This window comes from Granulicatella sp. zg-84 (assembly GCF_010892375.1).
Classification (GTDB): Bacteria; Bacillota; Bacilli; order Lactobacillales; family Aerococcaceae; genus WM01.
Window position 1 is genome coordinate 1 of the sequence record NZ_WNJX01000008.1, and the last position, 21,320, is coordinate 21,320.

General features: G+C 34.0%; 25 protein-coding genes and 1 pseudogene. 2 read left to right on the forward strand and 24 right to left on the reverse strand.

Features of this window, described 5'->3' with window-relative positions:
- Together GMA06_RS02555 and GMA06_RS08475 are read left to right on the forward strand one after the other, a co-directional pair.
- On the forward strand, positions 1 to 335 hold a 335-nt coding region (locus GMA06_RS02555), incomplete at its 5' end, for a transposase (RefSeq protein ID WP_163561595.1).
- 182 nt (positions 336 to 517) lie between these two features.
- Positions 518 to 728, forward strand: a pseudogene (locus GMA06_RS08475) (IS3 family transposase); the annotation flags it as partial.
- Positions 729 to 789: 61 nt separating this feature from the next.
- Here GMA06_RS08475 and GMA06_RS02565 read toward each other — a convergent pair.
- The 24 genes from GMA06_RS02565 to GMA06_RS02680 form a co-directional block, all read right to left on the reverse strand.
- Positions 790 to 1,386, reverse strand: a complete 597-nt coding sequence (locus GMA06_RS02565) for a flavin reductase family protein (RefSeq protein ID WP_163561596.1) — start codon at positions 1,384 to 1,386, stop codon at positions 790 to 792.
- A 4-nt stretch (positions 1,387 to 1,390) separates the two neighbouring features.
- Complete coding sequence (locus tag GMA06_RS02570) at positions 1,391 to 2,170, reverse strand: ATP-binding cassette domain-containing protein (protein ID WP_163545203.1); 780 nt, start codon at positions 2,168 to 2,170, stop codon at positions 1,391 to 1,393.
- A complete protein-coding gene (locus tag GMA06_RS02575) occupies positions 2,163 to 2,948 on the reverse strand; it encodes an ABC transporter ATP-binding protein (RefSeq protein WP_163561597.1) in 786 nt (261 codons plus the stop codon). Before GMA06_RS02575 ends, GMA06_RS02570 begins: the two co-directional genes overlap by 8 nt.
- A complete protein-coding gene (locus GMA06_RS02580; protein WP_163545205.1) occupies positions 2,936 to 3,742 on the reverse strand; it encodes an ABC transporter permease in 807 nt (268 codons plus the stop codon). The genes GMA06_RS02575 and GMA06_RS02580 overlap by 13 nt, the downstream gene beginning before the upstream one ends.
- A complete protein-coding gene (locus tag GMA06_RS02585; protein WP_163561598.1) occupies positions 3,735 to 4,670 on the reverse strand; it encodes an ABC transporter permease in 936 nt (311 codons plus the stop codon). The genes GMA06_RS02580 and GMA06_RS02585 overlap by 8 nt, the downstream gene beginning before the upstream one ends.
- Before the next feature lie 70 nt (positions 4,671 to 4,740).
- Positions 4,741 to 6,282 (reverse strand): nickel ABC transporter substrate-binding protein, encoded by a 1,542-nt coding sequence (gene nikA, locus GMA06_RS02590; protein ID WP_240328827.1) that lies wholly within the window; start codon positions 6,280 to 6,282, stop codon positions 4,741 to 4,743.
- 115 nt (positions 6,283 to 6,397) lie between these two features.
- Positions 6,398 to 7,504 (reverse strand): NADH-dependent flavin oxidoreductase, encoded by a 1,107-nt coding sequence (locus GMA06_RS02595; RefSeq protein ID WP_163545208.1) that lies wholly within the window; start codon positions 7,502 to 7,504, stop codon positions 6,398 to 6,400.
- 1 nt (position 7,505) lies between these two features.
- Positions 7,506 to 8,096, reverse strand: coding sequence for a histidine phosphatase family protein (locus GMA06_RS02600; protein WP_163545209.1), 591 nt, complete (start codon positions 8,094 to 8,096; stop codon positions 7,506 to 7,508).
- Entirely contained in the window at positions 8,093 to 8,815 is a 723-nt protein-coding gene (gene cobS, locus GMA06_RS02605) for an adenosylcobinamide-GDP ribazoletransferase (RefSeq protein ID WP_163561627.1), read from the reverse strand. The genes GMA06_RS02600 and cobS overlap by 4 nt, the downstream gene beginning before the upstream one ends.
- Positions 8,812 to 9,396 carry a bifunctional adenosylcobinamide kinase/adenosylcobinamide-phosphate guanylyltransferase gene (gene cobU / locus GMA06_RS02610; RefSeq protein ID WP_163545211.1) on the reverse strand — a complete coding sequence of 195 codons (585 nt, stop codon included), beginning with the start codon at positions 9,394 to 9,396 and terminating at the stop codon, positions 8,812 to 8,814. Before cobU ends, cobS begins: the two co-directional genes overlap by 4 nt.
- Positions 9,389 to 10,675, reverse strand: a complete 1,287-nt coding sequence (gene hemL / locus GMA06_RS02615; protein ID WP_163545212.1) for a glutamate-1-semialdehyde 2,1-aminomutase — start codon at positions 10,673 to 10,675, stop codon at positions 9,389 to 9,391. Before hemL ends, cobU begins: the two co-directional genes overlap by 8 nt.
- Positions 10,676 to 10,685: 10 nt before the next feature.
- Positions 10,686 to 11,651 (reverse strand): porphobilinogen synthase, encoded by a 966-nt coding sequence (gene hemB / locus GMA06_RS02620; protein WP_163561599.1) that lies wholly within the window; start codon positions 11,649 to 11,651, stop codon positions 10,686 to 10,688.
- A gap of 1 nt (position 11,652) precedes the next feature.
- Positions 11,653 to 12,369 carry a uroporphyrinogen-III synthase gene (locus GMA06_RS02625; RefSeq protein ID WP_163561600.1) on the reverse strand — a complete coding sequence of 239 codons (717 nt, stop codon included), beginning with the start codon at positions 12,367 to 12,369 and terminating at the stop codon, positions 11,653 to 11,655.
- 80 nt (positions 12,370 to 12,449) lie between these two features.
- Positions 12,450 to 13,361, reverse strand: coding sequence for a hydroxymethylbilane synthase (gene hemC / locus GMA06_RS02630; RefSeq protein ID WP_163561601.1), 912 nt, complete (start codon positions 13,359 to 13,361; stop codon positions 12,450 to 12,452).
- Between the two features lie 3 nt (positions 13,362 to 13,364).
- Positions 13,365 to 14,603, reverse strand: coding sequence for a glutamyl-tRNA reductase (hemA, locus tag GMA06_RS02635; protein WP_163561602.1), 1,239 nt, complete (start codon positions 14,601 to 14,603; stop codon positions 13,365 to 13,367).
- A 12-nt stretch (positions 14,604 to 14,615) separates the two neighbouring features.
- The gene (locus GMA06_RS02640) at positions 14,616 to 15,047 is read right to left on the reverse strand and encodes a bifunctional precorrin-2 dehydrogenase/sirohydrochlorin ferrochelatase (protein ID WP_163545217.1); all 432 of its coding nucleotides are present in this window, start codon (positions 15,045 to 15,047) and stop codon (positions 14,616 to 14,618) included.
- Positions 15,022 to 15,636, reverse strand: a complete 615-nt coding sequence (locus GMA06_RS02645) for a cob(I)yrinic acid a,c-diamide adenosyltransferase (RefSeq protein WP_163545218.1) — start codon at positions 15,634 to 15,636, stop codon at positions 15,022 to 15,024. The genes GMA06_RS02640 and GMA06_RS02645 overlap by 26 nt, the downstream gene beginning before the upstream one ends.
- Before the next feature lies 1 nt (position 15,637).
- Positions 15,638 to 17,134, reverse strand: a complete 1,497-nt coding sequence (locus GMA06_RS02650; protein ID WP_163545219.1) for a cobyric acid synthase — start codon at positions 17,132 to 17,134, stop codon at positions 15,638 to 15,640.
- A 40-nt stretch (positions 17,135 to 17,174) separates the two neighbouring features.
- A complete protein-coding gene (locus GMA06_RS02655; protein WP_163561603.1) occupies positions 17,175 to 17,972 on the reverse strand; it encodes an ATP-binding cassette domain-containing protein in 798 nt (265 codons plus the stop codon).
- 20 nt (positions 17,973 to 17,992) lie between these two features.
- Positions 17,993 to 18,658, reverse strand: coding sequence for a cobalt ECF transporter T component CbiQ (gene cbiQ, locus GMA06_RS02660; RefSeq protein WP_163561604.1), 666 nt, complete (start codon positions 18,656 to 18,658; stop codon positions 17,993 to 17,995).
- Complete coding sequence (locus GMA06_RS02665) at positions 18,645 to 18,926, reverse strand: energy-coupling factor ABC transporter substrate-binding protein (RefSeq protein WP_163545222.1); 282 nt, start codon at positions 18,924 to 18,926, stop codon at positions 18,645 to 18,647. The genes cbiQ and GMA06_RS02665 overlap by 14 nt, the downstream gene beginning before the upstream one ends.
- Entirely contained in the window at positions 18,923 to 19,657 is a 735-nt protein-coding gene (locus tag GMA06_RS02670; RefSeq protein ID WP_163545223.1) for an energy-coupling factor ABC transporter permease, read from the reverse strand. Before GMA06_RS02670 ends, GMA06_RS02665 begins: the two co-directional genes overlap by 4 nt.
- Before the next feature lie 174 nt (positions 19,658 to 19,831).
- Positions 19,832 to 20,533: a cobalt-factor II C(20)-methyltransferase gene (locus tag GMA06_RS02675; protein WP_163545224.1), complete on the reverse strand. Its 702-nt coding sequence runs from the start codon at positions 20,531 to 20,533 to the stop codon at positions 19,832 to 19,834.
- An 11-nt stretch (positions 20,534 to 20,544) separates the two neighbouring features.
- On the reverse strand, positions 20,545 to 21,312 hold the full coding sequence (locus tag GMA06_RS02680) for a sirohydrochlorin cobaltochelatase (protein ID WP_163545225.1): 768 nt from the start codon (positions 21,310 to 21,312) through the stop codon (positions 20,545 to 20,547).
- Positions 21,313 to 21,320: the final 8 nt, after the last annotated feature.

Here is a 21,320-nt window from a genome sequence, read left to right on the forward strand (position 1 = left end):
CCACATACGATGTCGTTCATCAATTAAGAGATGCTTTACATAATAGAGATTTTGACCGATTTGAAGAAATACTCATATGGGCTAAACAGGAAGCTATTTCTCCTGGTTTACGTAGAGTATTAAGAACTTTCAAAGGGTATTTACCCTATATTAAAAACACCTTTATCTACCATCATTTGACTAACGGTGCACTTGAAGGAATCAATCATAAAATTAAAGTACTTAAGAGAAATGCCTATGGTTATCGTAACTTTTCACATTTTAGAAATCGTATTTTATTCATGTGTAAGTTATATGTACCGTATACCGTACCATCTACTTCACTAGTTGCTTAATAGTTTAAGTCAAAAGTGACGTACGAATAGCTCCTTCTCCGCACAACGTAGGGGAAAAGACATGTATCGTGTACATGTCGGTGAGCCGTACATCACTTTGTGACTTAAACTAAAAAGATAGTGACGTAACATTCGTGACATCACTACCTTTTATGAGTCATCAACCCTATTTGACATAGAGCCAAAATATACTTGAAGAGGTACTCCCTGATAAAATATACCGAGGAAACATTATACACAGTGATCAAGGTTAGTAGTACCAGCATGCTTTTTATCATCAATTCTTAGAAGAAAGTAGCTATTTCAGATTATATTGACTATGACAACAAACAAATCAACGTAAAACTAAAAGGACTGAGTCCTGTACAGCACAGAATTCAATCCTTCAACTAAATATATATTGTCTAACTTTTAGGGGTCACTTTAATCTCCAACACGATTTATTATAGAGCCATTATTTATCAGCATTTTCTTGTTCTGCTGCTTGTTCTTCTCTAATTTTTTTGATGATACTTCCCATTTTAATTGCTTCATCATTATAATAACGGTATTGACGTGCAGCACCGTCACCGATATAACTAATTGGAGAAAAGATTTCACTTCTAAATGCTTCATTTTCGTCAATTAAAGAGTCGTCAACGACACGTCTTGTCACACGAGCAATAACATTTGTTAATGCACCACATTCAACCATTTCAATCACTTCACATTCAATAGAAACAGGACAAGCATCTACTAGTGGTGCATCTACTGTTTCACCTAGTGTATAGGTTAAGCCAGTAATAGCAAATTTGTCTTTACGGCTATTAAAACCAGCTAATTCAGATTCTTTTGTTAGTTCTTGTGTTGGAATATTTACCGTAAATTGACGGTGTTTTGTAATTTCTGTAATGGCGTTGCCTTTTGTTCTCATGGCAATAACCATCATACTTCCTAAAGAATAAGCTGAACTAGATGTTGAGATATTGTATCCGTGAACATCATCTTTGTATCCTAAAAAGAAAACAGGAAATCCAAAGTATAATTTTCTTGTTTCAAATGTTTTTTTCACTTTTTTATTCTCCATTCATATTTTGTCTTTGACTTTCTAATTTTACAACAATTTTTCGTAATTGGCACTTAGAATATTTTGGATTTTGAGATTCTTTTAATAAATTTTGTGTCACGGGATGTGTCACGTTCATTGGTATATTGAAATCATTGATTTCATCAACAATTTCTCCTTCAAACATCACTAATACACGATGACATATTGCATAGCATAAATTAAAATCATGTGAAATAAACACATAGGTTTGATTGTATCTTGCTTTTAAGTCATATAAAAGTTTTAAGAGTTGTCCTTGAATTAAAGGGTCTAATCCACTTAATGCTTCATCAAAAATAATGACATCTGGTTTTAGTAATAATGCTCTAGCAATACAAATTCTTTGTAGTTGTCCTCCACTTAGTTCTTTAGACGTTTTTTCCAAATAAGTATCGTCCAATCCTACATCTTTTAAAATAGCACTAATTTCTTCCATTTGAATGGTTTCTTTTAATGCTTCACATAAAATTTGCTTCACAGTAAATAATGGATTGACCGCATGAAATGCATCTTGAAACACAAGAAGAATACGAACTCCATCTTTTTTAACACAGTATGGTTTTCCGTCTAATAATACTTGTCCTTTTGTTGCTTTTTCAAGTCCAATAAGAATTTTTGCCAGTGTACTTTTACCACTGCCACTCTCACCCATAATACCAATAATTTCACCTTTTTTGATATGAAAATGACAATCTTTTAATATCTCTTTGCCTTGAAAACTTTTATAAATATGCTGACATTCAATCATGTTCATTCACCAACCGTTCATAAGGATTGCCTAATACCAATTCTTGTGTATAAGGATGTTGAGGATTTTCTAATACGTCTTCTACAAAGCCCCTCTCGACAATATCGCCTTTGTACATGACTAACATTTCGCCACCTAATGCATGTGCTAAGTCGTAATCATGTGTGACGGTAATCAATGTTTTTCCTTTTTCAAGTAACATTTTCAATAGGCGAACGATATTATCTCGGTTATAAGCATCTAATGCAGAGGTCGGTTCATCTAAAATAATTGTATCCGTATTTAAACATAACAAAATAGCTAACATGACACGTTGAAGCATTCCACCACTTAACTCAAATGGATACTTTTCTAATACGTCTTGTGGATGTCCTAGGCGAACATCTTTCATAGCTTGAATAGCTTTGTCCAAACAACCCTCTTTAGACATTTTGTCGTGACTTAAAATGGTTTCTAAAAAGTGTACTTTTATTTTTTGGAATGGATTGAACATTGCCATTGGATTTTGCACCATATAAGCAATTTTTGTACCACGAAGTACTTGCCATTCTTTTTTTGACAAATCCAATAATGATAGGCCTTTATACAATATCTTTCCACTAATGATTGCTTGCTTTGGTACTTGTCCAATAATCATTTTGGTTAAAAGAGTCTTACCAGAACCACTTTCCCCAATAATGATTAAAGACTTACCTATTGTTAAGTCAATATCAATATGGTTGAGCAAAACAGTATCACCAATTTGAACAGATAGAGCATCTACAACTAATTTTTCCATAATTGTTTCCACCCTTTCTCATCAAAATGTTCTCCTAATAAATTAAAAGAAATAACTGTTAAGAAAATGGCAAGACCAGGGGACATCATCGTCCAAACAGCTGTTCTGAAATATGGACGTGCGTCGTGTAACATCATGCCCCATTCTGACACATTGGGTTGAACACCAATACCTAAAAATGAAAATCCTGAAATCATTAAAATAATGTTCCCAATATTCATTAAAGCTACAACTAAAATAGGTTTATAAATAAATGGCAAAATATGTACTTTTAGCACGTGTATAATAGGCATTCCCATTGTGAGTGAAGCTGTTACAAATGATTCTTCTTTGGCACTTTTTACAAGATTGATAACTAAACGAGCATAGTAAACCCACTCTACAATGACAACCGCAATGACCATATTACTCATTCCTTGCCCTAAAATACCAATGGTTGCCAAAGACAACAAGAAACTTGGGAAAGCAGAAATGACATTGGCAAACCATAAAAATGTTTGTTCCACTTTTCCTTGATACCAGCCAATGATTAAACCAATAGTAACCCCTATTGTTACTTCTAGTACGGTAATTAAAAATGCTAAAAATAAAGAAAATCTAGCCCCATACAACAATCTAGACAAAACATCTCTACCTAATTGATCTGTTCCTAATAAATGAGATTGCTCGGGTGCAAGTAATTTATGCGTAATATCCACATATTGCGGATCAAATGGAGCAATCATAGAGGCAAAAATCGCACAAATAAGTAAAATAGATAAAATGGTCAGTGAAAAAATAAAACGTTTAGACATGTTTGGTTTCACCTCTTTTTCTAATACGTGGGTCAATCCATAATGTAATGTCGTGTACCACTAAATTATTGACTAAAAATAAGGAACCAAATAAGAGCATGCACGCTTGAATAATCGGAATATCTGTTGATTGTAAAGCGTGAACAAATAATCCTCCGATACCATTAAATGCAAATACTTCTTCAATAATCAATGACCCTGTAATTAAATAAATAAAGGTCAAACTAAGTCCTGTTACAATAGCTGGTAGAGCATTTCGTAATAAGTGATGTTTAATGATATAAGACATTTTGACACCACGTAACATTGCATTTTGGACGTGGACACTGTCCATTTGTTCACTAATCACTTTACGAATGAGTGCTGTATATTGCCCAATAATTGGAATACTCAATGTAATACTTGGCAAAATAACACTTGTTATATCTCCTTTACCGGAAACGGGTAGCCATTTTAATTGAACGGCAAAAAGAATAATCAATAGATAACCTAACCAAAACGTAGGCACGGAAACACTTGAAAAACAGAAAAATTGTATTACTCTATCCAAAATAGAGTGTTTGCGTATACCTGTTAGTACACCTAATGGTAACGATATGACAATAACTAATATAAATGAAATAGATCCTAAATATAAAGTCGATAAAAAACTTGTCGCTACAAGTGGTAAAACGGGTAATTTTAATAAGTAGGAGTTGCCAAAATTACCAACAATCGCTTTAGATAACCAATCTAAATATTGTTCAAGCCATGATTTATTTAATCCTAAATACTCTCTTGCATTGGCTAAAGATTCTGCTGTAATACCAATTTTGGAAATGCGTAAGTAACTTTCAGCGGGATCTTGAGAGGATAGTTTTGTTAGCAAAAAGGTCAATATCGAGATTAGTAATAAAGCAACAAAAAATGATAGGCATTTTTTTAACATATCTTCTTCATCCTTTTCTAAATGAAAGCCCCACTTATGCGTGTGGGGCCTCTTCTCTTTTATAAATGTACTATTTTGCTTTACTAATGTAGCGTAGTGGTAGAGAATTTTCTTCAGGTGCAAAACGTACACCTTCTAATTCACCTGCACGATAAACAGATACAACAGATTGATACGTAATTGGAATATACACTGCTTCTTCGTGTAAGATTGTCAGTGCTTTTTTATAACCTGCATCAACTTTTGCTTCATCTGGTTCTACCAATGTTTCTCTTATGACTTTGTCTAATTCAGGTTTAACCGCCAATGCTTCTAAAGAAATACTTTCAGGATGTCCATGTTCTGCTGTTTCAGCAAGTGCTGTCATCCATGCGTGTGGATCCCATGGTGCTCCCCATGAATACGTTAGCATCATGTCAAAATTACCTGATTTTGCATTTGTCCAGTATCCATTTTCTTCCATTGCTTGTAATTGCACATCAATTCCTAATTTTTTCCATTCACCTTGGAAATATTCACCTAAATCTTTATCTGCGGCATTAGTTGAAATATATGGCATGTTGATTGTTAATTTTTTACCATCTTTTTCACGAACGCCGTCTGCACCTTTTTTCCATCCGGCTTCATCTAATAGTGATTCTGCTTTTTTGACATCATATTCATAAGGTGTTAATCCTGCGTCAGAGTGAGGTGTTTTTTTAGAGAAAATAGTGTCTGCTGGTTTTTCTGTTCCTCTAAATAAGTTCTCTGAAATTTCTTTTTTATTCATCGCATGATTCATTGCTTTACGAACGACTCTATCTTGGAAAACAGGCTGTTTAGCATTCAATAATAATAAACGTGTAGATAGTGGGTCAGATACCCCTGTTTTATATTTACTATCTTTTGCATATTGTGCAAAAGTATCTAAACTAATCAATCCATTTCCGTATAATAAGTCTAAATTACCAGACTCAAACTCTAATACTCTCGTTTGTGGGTCTGCAATGATTTTAATCGTAACTTCTTTTAATTTTGGTTTTTCTCCCCAATAATTTTCATTACGAACAAAAGTTGCATACTCGTCTTTTTTCTTTTCTTTTAAAACCCATTGTCCTGTTCCAACAGACATTTTTACATTGTCTTTGGTTGTATCATCACCCTCTGGAAATCCTGCATCTCCTAAGAAACGAATTGGGCGAATCATGGCTAAATCATACAATGTTGCACTGTAAGGTTGTTTTAATGTTAATTCAAATGTGTAGTCATCAACAACTTTATATGTGTCTAATTGTTGTGTGAAATTAAACCATGAATGATTTGATTTATTTGCTTCTGAAAAAATTGTATCGAAATTACGCTTAACGTTTTTAGCATTAAATTCAGATCCATCTGAGAATTTAGCATGTCTTAATTTAAATGTGTATGTTTTACCGTCTTCACTAATTTTCCACGATTCTGCTAAAACAGGTTCGATAACACCGTTGTCCCCATAACGTACTAAGCCCTCATAGACCATATCTTGTGTCACAAATTGATCCGGATTGTAGCGATGCGGATTTAAATCTCCAACATCTTGACTCCATGCAATTGTTAATTTTTCTTTATCGGACGCCATTTCTGTTTTATCCATTTTATTTTCTGATGTTGCGTCTTGTTTTTGTTGACAAGCTGCTAACATCAGCACTGATCCTGCTAAGCCAAGCCATAATTTGCTTTTTTTCATAATAATAAAATCTCCCTTGAATTTAATATTTTCCTTCTAAATAATCTCTTAACTCTTCAACAAACGTTGTTGGCAGTTTTAAAATATTTTGTAACTCGTCTTTATAAACAGTGATAATTTCGTTTTCTCTTCCTTGAGCAACTTTTTGGGTCCATTCAGGATCTAGTAATAATGGTTTTCCCAATGCAAACAATGGAATATTGGCATCCAATACTTTTTGAGCATCTTCACCTGTGCGAATATTTCCAACAGCAATAAAAGGTACTCGATTGTCAATTTTCTCAACAATTTTATGCATAATTGGTTCTGTTTGATTGGTTTCTCTAAGAGATGAACGCCATACATTTGATACTGAAGTATGCAAATAATCTATACCATTACGAATGAGTTGCTCAATCAACTGTAATGTATCAAACAGTGTAATACCTGGATTTTCAATTTCTTCTGGAGAAAAGCGATAGCCTAGTAAAAATGGTTTTGTTGCTTTTTCTTTAATAAGCTGTTTCGCCTTTTTCACTAATGTTTTTGAAAAACGCATTCGATTATTTGGTGTTCCACCCCATTTATCACGACGAATATTTGAATGTGGTGAATAGAATTGTTGTAGTAAATAAGTATTTGCACCATGCAATTCAACCCCATCAAATCCTGCTTCCATTGCACGTTCAATTGCACGTAAAAACAGATCCATCATCTCATTTACTTCGGGTGCTGTTAGTGCTCTTGGTGTAACCGTAAAACTTCTAATCGCATTGACAGCACTTGGTGCAACAGGCTGTTTGCCACCTATCACATCAGGAAAGACCATTCTACCTCCATGATAAATTTGTAAAATTGCCAAACTACCTTCTTCTTGAATGGCTTTTGCTAATCGGCTTAATCCTTCAATTTTATCGTCTTCAGCGACGCTAAAACTGTTTTCAAATGCTTGTCCTAAAGGATCAATATAAGCACAACCTGTGACAATCATACCTACTCCTTTTGCACGTTGTTTATAATAATCAATATCTGCTTGTGACACATAGCCTCCTGGTTCACATGCACTAATGGTCATAGGGGCCATGACAACTCTATTTCTTAATTCTACCCCATTTTCAAATATTACTTTATCTTGAATATGTTTCCCCATTTTATGCCTCCTTCCTAGTTATTAAATAGCTTTCCCATTCATTAGAATGGGTGTTTTCAAAGCATGTGACAGTGCCTTGTGGAAAATCAATGTTCCAAAAAACAGCATCTTTATCAATCACTGATTGATAGAGCAACCGTAACACGCCTAAATGTGCCACAATCGCAATACTGTCGTTTTGATGGGCTTTCAAAATTCTGTCAAATGCTTCCCAAACACGATGTTGAAACTGAGTAAATGGTTCAGCTAGTGGTGGAGTTACCTCAAAAGGTGCCTCCAACCACGCTTGCCATTCCTCAGGATATGTTGCTTGAATTTGATCAGCATTTAACCCTTCCCACTGACCAAATCCTTTTTCATCAAAGCCTTTTACTGTATCAAATACTTGATTTTCAAAAATGATACTGGCTGTTTCATAAGTTCTTTTTAATGTACTGATGTAAATTTTATCGACTGGATAATCTGCCATAATGTCTTTTATGCGATGTGCTTGTTGTTTACCTGTGTCATTGATAGACACATCTGCACTCCCGTAAAAACATCTTGCTTTATTATAATCCGTTTCGCCATGTCGCATCATATAAACTTTCATATCATCAGTCCTAACAATAATAAGATATGAGCAATTTCAACAAATGCTCCTAATGTATCTCCTGTATGCCCATCTATTTTTTTGTAGACAAACCATCTATATCCCACTGCTCCTAATAACACAAGCATATATCCTACAAAGCCTTTTATACCAAATACCAACGTTAACGATACAATCGGTAATATTTGTGCCAAAGCAATTTGGGTTAAAGTCGTTCCTGAGAAAAATTGACCAGAACCTCCTGTTGCTCGTGCATAAGTCATTTCATAAAGTTGTAACGATAAGCCGGCTTTACCTATCATGGATAGACAAACAACAATAAACCATTTAGGTTCTGGTAAATACGAAAAAGATACAAACATTACGCTATAATACAAAATTAAGGCGAGCACACCATTACTACCAATGCGACTGTCTTTCATGATTTCTAACATACGTTCTTTTTTTCGTGAGGAAAACAAGCCATCTGCCATATCTGCCAAACCGTCTAAGTGAAATCCTCCTGTTAATAAAACATCAAACAGAAAGGTAAGTATCCATGCAATTAGCTTTGGTAAAAATAATTGGGTAATAAAGTAAAATGCTCCAGATATAAGACCAATCAAAAAACCAAATAATGTAATAAATGGAATTCCTTTTCGCACATAAGATATATCTATCGTTTTAGGAATAGCAATGCGACTAAAAAATTGTGTGTAAATAATCAATGCTTTTATCATTTTAATCGTTGTGATAGCCCACAAATGACTAAGTAGACTTCACTTGCCTCCTTTGCTAAATGTTGATTGATATTGCCTAGAACATCTCTAAAATAGCGCCCTAATGCTGTATCAGGGACAATACCCAATCCGATTTCATTCGTCACAATATACATTGTTGTATCTTTTTCTCTAACAGCATCCATCACGGCTTGCCATTCTTTTTGAATATGTGCTGTCACAATACTTTGTTGTTCTTTCGTTAAAAAATTCGTATCTTCCATCATAATTTTCTCAGGAAATAATGTTTCTACCGTATCAAACAAAACATTCGTCGTTAACATCGTTGCACAATCTAATAAATAATAATCGTACGATTGTGTCTGTATCCATGCACCAATATGATCGTATTGTTCATGGTTTCCCCATGATTTTGGTCGACGTTCTTGATGCAACCGTACACGCTCTTGCCATTCTGCATCTGGTTGTTTCATCACCCCTGTGGCAATATAGCAAACATTGTCTTTATCCCACAGCTGTTCTTCGGTAAAGGAAGATTTGCCACTTCTAGCACCTCCCGTGACTAATACAATCTTACCCATATAGCTCACCAAATACATCGTCAAATACATTCAATGTACGCTCAATATCTTCTGTCGTATGTGCTGTTGACATGAAATTCGATTCATATTGAGAAGGTGCAATATACACCCCTTTTTCAAGTAATAAACGATGCACTTTAGCAAATAAATCTTGATCACTTGATTTAGAATCTTCAAAGTTTTTTACTGCATTTTCGTTAAAGAAGAATCCAAACATTGTCCCTGCACTCACGACTTGTAAAGGTATAGTGTATTTGTTTGCCAACTCTTTCAATCCTGTACACAGCATATCAACATGTTTTTCCATTTGTTTAAATAAATCGGGTGTTAAACGGTTAACTGTTTCATAACCTGCCGTCATGGCAATCGGGTTACCAGATAATGTCCCTGCTTGATAGATGCTACCTAAAGGGGCTACTTCGTCCATATATTCTTTTTTACCACCAAAAACAGCAACTGGGAAACCACCACCCACGACTTTACCAAGACAAATTAAATCTGGTTCAACATCATATAATCCTGTTGCGCCTGTATAACTTGCTCTAAAACCTGTCATCACTTCATCAATAATAAACAATGCGCCGTGTTTTTTTGTCAATGAACGAATGGCTTGTATAAATGCTTCATCGGCTTTAATCAAACCCATATTGCCTGCAACTGCTTCGATAATGACACATGCAATATCATCTCCACATTGTTCAAAACATGCGTTTAATGCCTCTATATCGTTATAAGGTAATGTTAGTGTATCTTGTGCCGTAGAAGCCGGTACACCCGGAGAATTAGGCAATCCAAATGTCGCCACACCCGAACCCGCTTGAACTAAAAACGCATCACTATGCCCATGATAACAGCCAATAAATTTAATAATTTTATCACGTTTTGTTACACCACGTGCCACACGAATGGCACTCATAGTTGCCTCTGTTCCTGAGCTAACCATACGTAATTTTTCCAAATAAGGTACTCGTTTTTGTAATAATTCACCCAATCGTGTTTCTGTTGGACTTGGAGCACCATAACTTGTTCCTTTTAACACAGCTTTTTGAACAGCATCAATCACATCATCTTGTGCATGGCCTAAAATCATTGGTCCCCATGACAACACATAATCAATGTATTGATTACCATCAACATCATAAAGATAGGCTCCTTTTGCTTTATCAATGAATAAAGGTATACCTCCCACAGCTTTAAATGCTCTTACTGGACTATTTACTCCACCTGGAAATACGTTTTGAGATGCCTCAAAAGATTTTACTGACTGTTCTATTTTCATTGTTTACTCCTTACTGCTGAAGATATGTTGCGGCATCTTTGGCAAAGTATGTTAAAATTAAATCTGCTCCAGCACGCTTCATACCTGTTAACATTTCTAGAACGACTAATTTTTCATCAATCCAACCATTTTGTGCGGCTGCTTTCACCATGGCATATTCACCACTTACATTATACGCAACAACTGGTAAATGCGTTCTTTCTTTTACATCTCTTAAAATATCTAAAAAGGCAAGTGCAGGTTTAACCATTAAGAAGTCTGCACCTTCTTCTTCATCACTTTTTGCTTCTCTTAGTGCTTCTAAACGATTAGCAGGATCCATTTGATATGTTTTTCTATCGCCAAAAGCTGGTGCACTTTCTCCCGCATCTCTAAATGGTCCATAAAAGCTAGAGGCGAATTTAACAGAATACGACATAATTGGTGTATAAGCAAAACCTGCTTCATCTAATCCTTTGCGAATAGACATGACATACCCGTCCATTGCATTTGACGGAGCGATAATATCTGCACCTGCTTTTGCTTGTGAAATAGCTACTTGGGTTAATTTTTCAAGAGATATATCATTACAAACATGACCTCTATCTAATAAACCGCAATGTCCATGACTTGTAAATTCACATAAACATGTATCAGCAATTACAATTAAGTCTGGATAATGTTTTTTGATTAAACGAATAGCTTGTTGCACAATCCCATCATCGTCCCATGCGGCTGAACCAATCTCATCTTTATGCTTTGGAATACCAAAAACAATAATAGCTTGTATCCCCAAAGAAACAATCTCTTTGACTTCATCTAACACATGCGTTAATGGTAATTGATATACATTAGGCATTGACAGAATTTCTTTTGGTTCTTGTAAATCTTCTTTTACAAAAATTGGTTGAATAAAATCATTGACAGACAAACTTGTCTCTCTTACTAAATCTCTAAATGCCTTTGTTTGTCTTAAACGTCTATGTCTGGCAAACATGTCATTCACCTCTTTCTCTATTTTGAATAATGGTTTCAATCATATTATCAATGGCCGGTGTATCTGGCATAAAATCAACAATTTGATGACTATTCATCACAGCTTGTTGTGTTGTCGTACCAATAACAGCAACTTGATGATGTTTTGGTAATTGTTCTCTAACCTGTATCAAACTTTCCCAAGCAGATGGACTAGCAAATGTCCAAATCACATCTTTTTCTTTACACAATGCATCAATCATAGATTGTCCTTTTTTGTTTGGTTTTGTGTCATACATTGCCCAAGCTAATGCTGTATGCCCATTATCTTTTAGTGTTTGTGCAATAATTGGATTAGATAAACTACTTTGTGGCAATAATACTGTTTGATGTGACAGACCAAGTGTCAACCACTCTCCTACAAAATCAACACCGTATTGACTAACACTTTCAAAATCAACTGTATACCCTAAATCCTCTACACTTTGTGTTGTTTTATGCCCAATCGTTGCAATACGGACATTTAAATCACGCATATAAGGTGCAAAGCACTCTGCCGCCACTGCACTCGTAAAGAAAACCCAGTCGGCTTTATGCAAATTATTTAAAATCATCTTTGGCATATCATTTGCTGTACAATGTATCAATGGTGCATGAACAATATCTAATCCCAATGTGTTTAATGCATTTGTCCAATCTTTTTCTAAAGGATGCTCTCTTGTAAATACAATTTTTCCCATTGGCATCACTCCTTATTTTATAATGACGATACCGTATGTTTTATCATCATATCTCATGTTCTACTATCTCTTGTTCTTAACTACTTTTTCCGACCAAAAGCACCTTGTGCCTCTAAACAATCTGCCGCGTTTTTTGCCAATGTATGTGCTTGTTCATCAGAAACAGTTGCATATACACATGTCATTGTTTCTTCTGTTGCCAACATCGTTTGTAGTGTATATATATTATCTTGTACAGTGGCATAGGCACCAATAGGAAAAGTACAATCACCATCCATTTGTTTTAAAAAGTCACGCTCAATGGTTACTTCTTGTGCCGTTTTTTCATCGTGTATACGTTGAATAATGTCTAAAACATACGTATCTTCTTCACGACATTCAATCGCTAAAGCACCTTGTGAAATAGCAGGTAAAAATACTTTTGTATCTAGTGGTTGTAAGGATAAAGTTTCTTTTTCTAACCACCCCATACGCGATAAACCTGCCATTGCTAAAACAATGGCATCATATTCTCCGTCTAACACTTTTTGAATACGTGTATCAATATTTCCTCTTAATGCAACAATGTTTAAATCAGGTCTTAATTTTAATAATTGTGCTTGACGTCTTAAACTACTTGTACCAACTTTTGCACCTTGCGGTAATGTATCTAATGTCATATTTGGCTGATGAAAAATCATACAATCTCTTACATCTTCACGTTTTGGAATAGCGCCTATAACACAACCATTTGGCAAAATAGACGGTACATCTTTTAAACTGTGAATAGCTATATCAATTTTTTTGTTTAGTAAACCAACTTCAATATCTTTGACAAAGACACCTTTTCCACCAATTTCTTGTAAACTGGCATGTACTAATTTATCGCCTGTTGTCTGGTAGGTCACTAATTCAAACGTCACATCAGGATTTGCTTTTTCTAATAAAGCAATCACTTGTTTTGTTTGTGTTAACGCTAATTGACTTTTACGTGTTCCTACTTTAATAATCATATATTACTCCTGTGTTAAATCTAATCCAAAAATCTTTGCAACAAGTGCAATGTCATACTCCGAATTGTCTCCAACAGACATTTCTTTTAATTGTAAAATCGGATTTTTTAATAGTTGATTGACAATACTCTTCATGTGTTTTTGAATAAGTTTGTGTTCTCTTTCTGATAAATGTGGTAATTTTCTTTCCAAACTGTCTAAAGCAGAGGCTTGTGCATTCAGAGCATTTTCTCTTAATTGCTTAATAAGAGGTACAATTCCTAAATTTTTACGCCATTCATCAAAAGCTATTAGCTCGTCATCAATCTTTAATACAATTTGATGTGCAATTTGTTCTCTTTGTGCTTGATAACTATCTAATTTTTGTGTCAGTGTATCAATATCATACAAATCTACCTTGGATGTTGGATGCACCGTTCTTGGTACCCCTAAATCAAAAACAATCGCTTGTTCTTTTAACATTGTTGGATGTACTAAATACGTTTGTGTACTAACAGCAGAAAAGACAATATCCGCTCTTGGTAACTCTTTCTCTAAGGCATCAATCGGACAAATACAAATATGCTCATGTCTATTATATTTTTCTGCTTTTTCAAGTGTACGATTAAAAAAGAGAATTTGTTTAAAAGAACGTTCTAATAAATAATTAGCTAATAATTGTCCAATCTCACCTAATCCAATTAACGCAACCGTTTTGTTTGATGTTTCTAAATTTAAGGCATCTAAGAGTTGTATGGCTGCAAAACTTACTGATGTTGGACGTTCATTGATTTTATATTGCTCATGCATACGTTTAGCAAATGAAACAGCTTGACGAAATGCATTATTTAATATAATTCCTGTTGTTCCAACTACATTGGCTTTTTCAAAAGCCTTTTTGAGTTGTCCTAAAATTTGTGTTTCACCTAGTATTCTAGACTCTAAACCAACAGATACTTTTAAAAGATGTCGTAATGCTTCATCGGCTTCTTTCATGACTAAATATTTTTCCAATTCTGTCACATCTACTTGGAACCAATCTGCTAAAAAATGTTTTGCATAATAACGTCCTGTATGTAATTGGTCAACGACAAGATATAATTCTGTACGATTACATGTGGATACAATGCAATCTTCTAAAATACTTTTTTCTTTGTATAATGTTTTTAATGCTTTCTCTAATGTGTCATCAGAGAAATGAATCGCCTCACGAATATGAATAGGCGTATTTTTATGTGTTAACCCAACATACAATAAATACATAATGCTTTCCTCTTATATTTCGTCTAATAGTTTTTCTAATTTTTGTCTGATTTCTTTTGCTCTCATAGGAGAAACACCATTGGTTGAAATATTGATAGAAAAATCTTTTTTCTCAACGATAGATACATTATAGAAGTCTGAAAAATGTTTATCCCCTGTATTATTCACTAATTGACACGTATCGGCATCTCTCATAATTTGTACATTAACTTCTTGATCATCTGTACACGCAAAAACTAATTTTGCACCGTTTAAATCACCTGTTTCATAACGACGTTCAATCCATGTAATGCATTCCTTTGGAATACTTTCATGCAATGTAGGACTAACAATCGTGACATGTGCCCCTTCTTGTAATAATTTTTTTAATTTTCTAGCTGCGACATTGCCCCCTCCAATCATTACAACACGTTTATTTTTAATGTTCATCATGACTGGATACATCTTTGTCTTCCTCCTGTTTTTTACTACGGAAAATTTTAGCACTACGTATATAATTTTTATCAGCTACTCCTAATCTGTAATTTACTAAACGTGCAATTACAAAGAAATAATCTGATAAACGATTGATATATTGTAATCCAATCTCGTTTACCGCTTCATCGGCTTCAATAACAGCAACAATACATCTTTCTAAACGTCTTGTCATCGTTCTTGCCATATGGAATAAACCTGCTAAAGAATGTCCTCCTGGAATAATGAAATGTTCCAATTTAGGAGGGATACCCATATAAGCATCAATTTTTTCTTCTAAAAAGGTAACATCTTCTATTTTTTGTTTATATGGTCGTAATTCACGAGGAGTGGCTAAATCACTTCCACAGTCGAATAAATGTTGTTGAATTTCTTCACATTCTTCTGTTAAGTCATTCAACACTTCGTATTGTTTCATTTCTGCTGTTAAATAACCTAAAAAGGAACATAATTCATCCATAGTTCCATATGCTTCAACACGAATATGTGTTTTAGACACACGGTCGCCTCCATATAATCTTGTAAAACCTTTATCTCCGTATTTTGTATAAATTCTCATGCTAATCTTCCTTATTTAAAATCTTATAAATTTGTTCCATATCTAAACTATTACGCAAAATAGTGGCAAGTTTATCATATTCTCTATCTTTAAATTCTTTTATCGTCACTGGTTTTTCTGTAATTGGCTCTAAACCTTTTTTTACACGGATACCATTCAAATAATCTCTTGTCCAATCTAAATTATCAAATACACCATGTAAATATGTTCCTTGCACTTGCCCATTATGCCCAATCGCGCCATCTAGTCGACTTGTTTCTTCACCATTTTGGACAGTTATTGTTGAAAATGGTGTGACACCGTCTGCAATCGTCGTTTCACCCATGTGTATTTCGTATCCTTCTAATACATGTCCATCGTGGTCTGCTTTAACTTGTGTTGTACGTTTCACAGATTTAAAAGTGGTACATGCGTCTAATAATCCTAATCCTTCAATTTCTTCAATAGAGGATTCAACATGTAGAGGATCTGTCATTTTTTTACCTAGTAATTGATAACCACCACAAATGCCAAAAATATGTACATCTTTTTCTAAACAATGTAAAATTTCTTTTTCTAAACCGGATTCTCTTAAATAATGCATATCTTCAATCGTATTTTTACTACCCGGTAAAATCAATAAATCAGGCAAACCAATGGCATCTCCTGGCATCACATAACGTACAGATACGTCTGGTTGAATTTCTAAGCTATGGAAATCTGTAAAATTAGACATACGTTTTAATCCAACAATCGCAACATCTAAATCTTTTTTCGTATCAAAACGTCTACTTTTTTGTACCAATGCAACACTATCTTCACTATCAATATCTAGATGTGCATATGGTACAACACCTAATACTTTTACATTTGTTAAAGATTCAATCATATCAATACCTGATTGAAGTAAGGCAACATCTCCTCTAAATTTATTGATAATGACACCTTTGACACGTTTTCTATCTTCTTCTGGCATAAGTTGAATGGTACCATAAATAGAGGCAAACACACCACCTTTATCAATATCCGCAACTAAGATAACAGGAGCATCTACTAATTTTGCCATACCCATATTCACAATATCTCTGTCATTCAAATTGATTTCAGCCGGACTACCTGCACCTTCTAAAACAATGACATCATTTTCATCACTTAATTGTTCATAAACTTCTTTGATTTTTGGTAATAGTTGTTGCTTAAATTCATGATATTCCACAGCGTCCATATCTGTTAATACTTCACCCATAAAGACAATTTGGGATTTTCTATCAGATGTTGGTTTCAATAAAACAGGATTCATACGTACATCTGGGTCAACACCTGCCGCTTCAGATTGAAACACTTGTGCTCTTCCCATTTCAGCACCTTTTTTTGTAATAAATGAATTCAATGCCATATTTTGAGATTTAAACGGAACAACAGATAAACCATCTTGTTTAAAAATACGACATAATCCAGCAACAATAATACTTTTTCCTGCATCAGATGCTGTCCCTTGAACCATAATTGATTTTGCCATGATGTTCTCCTTTATTTTCAATACATATTCTTTTATTTTACTATTTTTGTGCAAAATGTTCAAAGAACAATGCTTCATTTTTTGCAAGTGGCGTTCCAATAGTTTGATGTAATTTCACAATCCATGGAACAGACAAACCTGCTTCTTTTAATAACGTTGCTTCTTGAAATACTTGATATTTTTCTCCTTGAGTAAGAACCGAGCCTTTTTTAATCACATAGGCATAATCACAGCAATCATACATTAAATCCATATCGTGACTGGATAAAATAATACTTGTTCCTGCTTGAACTAATCGCTGCATTGTTTCATTCATTTTGTCACGTCCTTTTGGATCTAATCCAGCTGTTGGTTCATCCAATAGTAAAAATCTTGGTTGTAAAGCAAGCATCCCTGCAATCGCAACCCGTTTTTTTTGTCCATAACTTAAATATTGAACTGGTTTATCTTGTAAATGCGTAATATCCATTATATCAAGCACTTTAGAAACACGTTCATCAATGACATGTTTGTCATATCCTAAATTTTTTAATGCCATTGCTATATCTTCTTTAACAATCGTATAAAAAATTTGTTGTTCAGGGTTTTGGAAAACCATATTCACTTTTTGACGATAATCGTACAATGCCTTTTTATTTATTGTAATGGGTTGATTATCAAAAATGATTTCTCCTGATTCGGCCTTGAGTAGTCCCATAATCAATTTCATAATCGTTGATTTACCACTTCCATTCATGCCTAAAATACCTGTTATTTTACCTTCTTGGAATGCCATAGACACATGGTGAATGGTTGGAACTTTATCATAAGCAAATGTAACATCATTTAGTTGCAACATGATTGTCAATCCTTTCTGTATTACTCCTGTTCAAATTTCAACGCCAATACATCATTTAATACATCATTATCATGTAATAACTTTATAAACAAAGTATTACATAGTATCCCCCATGCATGATAATTATTTTTAAAGCCTTTAAACGAAAATTTCAGATCTAGCGTATCTCTCATTGTGATAAATTCATATAAAACTAAAAAAATAAAGCGATACATTAAGACAATAATGTCCAATAAAAATGTGGGCACTTTACATTTTTTCATCAACTGAATGAGTTGAGAAAAGGGAACGGTCAACACGAAAAAATAAGTTGACACACATGAACTATACACACGTAATAAAATCTCCAAAGCTAAACGAATACTTTTTTCAGTCATACCAATGTATCCATGAAACGCAGGGATAGAGAAAACAAAAGTATGCATATTTTTTCCGTACGTTAAAACAAATGTCAATAAACTAATAAAAATAAAAGGAATAATAACAAGTTGCCATTTGGCATAAACTGTCCACTTCACACGGGCAATATAGACTGTTATAGGAGCAATTACTCCTATAACAGCTAATTGAACCCACGCTATACCAGAAAAACTGAGTAGTAATAATCCAATATAGATGCACAATTTCTTTTCTGGCGACACATGTTTTAAACGATTTTCATGTGCGTATTTATCAAGCGTTAGCATTTTTAGATTTTCCTCTATTGTAACCAATCACATAGAAGATAATCCCTGCACCAATACTTCCTTGTAATGTAAATAATAAGCTTTCAACTTCACCAGCTGGCTCATATAAAGATTCAAACCATGGCTCATAGTCTGGTTGAACTTCTTTAATGGCTGTTTCTGCTGCATCATCGGTACCACCATATTCAGCATCTTTAGGTGCAAACACAAAAGCACCTAACATTACGCAAACGGCAGCTAAAAGTAAAAGAATGTTTTGTTTTTTCATTTGAATACCCCCGCTTTTTCAACATCGGCTGATGTAATTAAGTTGTATAGGACAACTGTTAATAAACCTTCAACAATCGCAATTGGAATTTGTGTTGTCAAAAAGACTGCCATAAATTTCACAATAGCACCAACAACACCTGTTTCTGCATCAGGGAAAACTAATCCTAATTGAACAGATGTAACAAAATATGTTGCGATGTCTGCAACAAACGCACATAAAAATAAAGATATACGTGTTGATACATTCATTTTTAACGCTAATTTATAGACAGCATAACCAACAAAAGGTCCTACAATCGCCATTGAAAATGCATTTGCACCTAATGTCGTTAACCCACCATGAGCAAGCAATAGCGCTTGGAATAATAAACAAATCGTTCCTAAAACACTAATAACACTAGGTCCAAACATCGCTGTTCCTAATCCAACACCAGTTGGATGTGACGTTGAGCCTGTAACAGAGGGAATTTTTAAGGCTGATAAAATAAAAATAAATGCTCCAGATAATGCCAACATTGTTTTATTTTTCGGATTTTCTGCTACAATTTTTTTCATTTGAACTAAACCTAAAATGAAAAATGGAATAAATACAATAAACCAAATACCTGCCCATAAAGGTGGTAAATAGCCTTCCATAATATGCATTGCATGAGCTGATTGTGATGAAATCAACATAAATAAAACAATCAAGGCGGAAAACATCACAATGTTTTTTACTGATTTTTTCATACTTCTTCTCCTTTGTTTGTCACAGAACATTTCTAAAAAAACGGTTACACTCCTTTCTTGAAAAAATTGAAACATCCCACAACTTTTTTTATGTTTAACACATAATGTGTTAAATAATAAACACATGGAACAAAAGAATAGATAAATGACCTATCTATTCTTTTGTATATATCATTAAAGTGGATTTTTCTTTACAATCATTGTTGTAAAGTAACTTAGTTTTTCATCCACAGAAAGATTTCTAACACCTTTTAACTCTGTTTGTTTATCCATTGTTGCGTTGCTTACTAAAAATGTATTATCCAATAACTCATATTTTTCCAATAATGGTAAAACTACGGATAAATGATTTGCCACTTTCATCAAAACAATCGTTTCATGATGACGTAATGCGGCTTCTATTTTGTCATGTCCTGCTGTTGCTGGAACAACGGCAAAAGATTCTTCATCCATTGTTAATGGTTGCCCTAAGAATGACGCAATACTTGAAAAAGACGTAATTCCAGGTATCGTTTGTGTATCAATATCATCTTTGACAATATCCAATAAATAACTGTATGTGCTGTATACCATTGGATCACCCAATGTAATGAAACCTACATTTTTACCGGCTTTCACATCTTCCACAATTTCTTGGGCAATTTGTTCCCACTGCCCTTGTTTTTCTTCTTTTGCTCGAACCATTGGAAAATGTCTTTGTTTAATTTCTAAATCACTTTTAATATATGGTTCAGCTATTGTTAATGCTAAACTTTTTGCACCTTTTTTTGCTTCAGGTGTGTATAAAATATCTAAATCATGAATTAAGCGACTTGCTTTTATTGTCACTAATTCACTATCTCCTGGTCCAACACCAATTCCGTAAAATTTCGCCATATTTTCTCCTATTATGCAATCACATCTAATAAATGTTGAATATATAATTGTTGTATTTCTTTATATTCACCTAAACCAATCAAGTGGGCTGTGACTGTATATCCTTTTTTACTAAAATATGTATACCATGAATCTTCTTCATCAGAAGCCATATCATTTGTTGCATGATCCCCAGCAACTAACATAAATGGTGCTAAATGAACGTGTTTTACATTTGTTTGTCTTAATCGTTCTTCAATCAATTCAACATCAGGATAACTTTCGACAGCTCCTACATAAACAGGTTCATTCATTAACATGTGATCGATGGCAGCATAAGATGTGAAAGCATAGTGTTGACTTCCGTGTCCCATTAACACCGTTGCCGTTTCTTCTCCAAATTGACCATATTTATCTAATAAAATACGTTTGATAGCTTCATAATCTTCAATACTGCTTAATAAAGGTTTGGCAATTTTTAATACATCAAATTTATCTTCAAATTGAATCGCTTGTACCAATACTTTTTCATATTCATCACCTAAAATCATATGCAATGGTTGTACATAAACTTCCGTAACACCTTCTTGATACATTCTTTCCAATGCTTGTGCCACTGTATCAATGTGCAAATCTTCTTGTTTTAAAATACGTCTAATAACAATATTTGATGTGAATGCACGATATACTTTATATTCAGAAAATTGATGTTGAATGGCATTTTCACAAGCTTCAATTGTTTTTTTTCTTGTTTCTGGGAATGTTGTCCCAAAACTCACAACTAAAATGGCTTTAGTCATGTCTATCC

What these genes read in the sequence shown, in the direction of transcription:
- GMA06_RS02570 (WP_163545203.1), bottom strand. Translation starts at nt 2,170, where the DNA reads ATGATTGAATGTCAGCATATTTATAAAAGTTTTCAAGGCAAAGAGATA.
- GMA06_RS02575 (WP_163561597.1), bottom strand. Translation starts at nt 2,948, where the DNA reads ATGGAAAAATTAGTTGTAGATGCTCTATCTGTTCAAATTGGTGATACT.
- GMA06_RS02580 (WP_163545205.1), bottom strand. Translation starts at nt 3,742, where the DNA reads ATGTCTAAACGTTTTATTTTTTCACTGACCATTTTATCTATTTTACTT.
- GMA06_RS02585 (WP_163561598.1), bottom strand. Translation starts at nt 4,670, where the DNA reads ATGTTAAAAAAATGCCTATCATTTTTTGTTGCTTTATTACTAATCTCG.
- nikA (WP_240328827.1), bottom strand. Translation starts at nt 6,282, where the DNA reads ATGGATAAAACAGAAATGGCGTCCGATAAAGAAAAATTAACAATTGCA.
- GMA06_RS02595 (WP_163545208.1), bottom strand. Translation starts at nt 7,504, where the DNA reads ATGGGGAAACATATTCAAGATAAAGTAATATTTGAAAATGGGGTAGAA.
- GMA06_RS02600 (WP_163545209.1), bottom strand. Translation starts at nt 8,096, where the DNA reads ATGAAAGTTTATATGATGCGACATGGCGAAACGGATTATAATAAAGCA.
- cobS (WP_163561627.1), bottom strand. Translation starts at nt 8,815, where the DNA reads ATGATAAAAGCATTGATTATTTACACACAATTTTTTAGTCGCATTGCT.
- cobU (WP_163545211.1), bottom strand. Translation starts at nt 9,396, where the DNA reads ATGGGTAAGATTGTATTAGTCACGGGAGGTGCTAGAAGTGGCAAATCT.
- hemL (WP_163545212.1), bottom strand. Translation starts at nt 10,675, where the DNA reads ATGAAAATAGAACAGTCAGTAAAATCTTTTGAGGCATCTCAAAACGTA.
- hemB (WP_163561599.1), bottom strand. Translation starts at nt 11,651, where the DNA reads ATGTTTGCCAGACATAGACGTTTAAGACAAACAAAGGCATTTAGAGAT.
- GMA06_RS02625 (WP_163561600.1), bottom strand. Translation starts at nt 12,369, where the DNA reads ATGGGAAAAATTGTATTTACAAGAGAGCATCCTTTAGAAAAAGATTGG.
- hemC (WP_163561601.1), bottom strand. Translation starts at nt 13,361, where the DNA reads ATGATTATTAAAGTAGGAACACGTAAAAGTCAATTAGCGTTAACACAA.
- hemA (WP_163561602.1), bottom strand. Translation starts at nt 14,603, where the DNA reads ATGTATTTATTGTATGTTGGGTTAACACATAAAAATACGCCTATTCAT.
- GMA06_RS02640 (WP_163545217.1), bottom strand. Translation starts at nt 15,047, where the DNA reads ATGTATCCAGTCATGATGAACATTAAAAATAAACGTGTTGTAATGATT.
- GMA06_RS02645 (WP_163545218.1), bottom strand. Translation starts at nt 15,636, where the DNA reads ATGAGAATTTATACAAAATACGGAGATAAAGGTTTTACAAGATTATAT.
- GMA06_RS02650 (WP_163545219.1), bottom strand. Translation starts at nt 17,134, where the DNA reads ATGGCAAAATCAATTATGGTTCAAGGGACAGCATCTGATGCAGGAAAA.
- GMA06_RS02655 (WP_163561603.1), bottom strand. Translation starts at nt 17,972, where the DNA reads ATGTTGCAACTAAATGATGTTACATTTGCTTATGATAAAGTTCCAACC.
- cbiQ (WP_163561604.1), bottom strand. Translation starts at nt 18,658, where the DNA reads ATGCTAACGCTTGATAAATACGCACATGAAAATCGTTTAAAACATGTG.
- GMA06_RS02665 (WP_163545222.1), bottom strand. Translation starts at nt 18,926, where the DNA reads ATGAAAAAACAAAACATTCTTTTACTTTTAGCTGCCGTTTGCGTAATG.
- GMA06_RS02670 (WP_163545223.1), bottom strand. Translation starts at nt 19,657, where the DNA reads ATGAAAAAATCAGTAAAAAACATTGTGATGTTTTCCGCCTTGATTGTT.
- GMA06_RS02675 (WP_163545224.1), bottom strand. Translation starts at nt 20,533, where the DNA reads ATGGCGAAATTTTACGGAATTGGTGTTGGACCAGGAGATAGTGAATTA.
- GMA06_RS02680 (WP_163545225.1), bottom strand. Translation starts at nt 21,312, where the DNA reads ATGACTAAAGCCATTTTAGTTGTGAGTTTTGGGACAACATTCCCAGAA.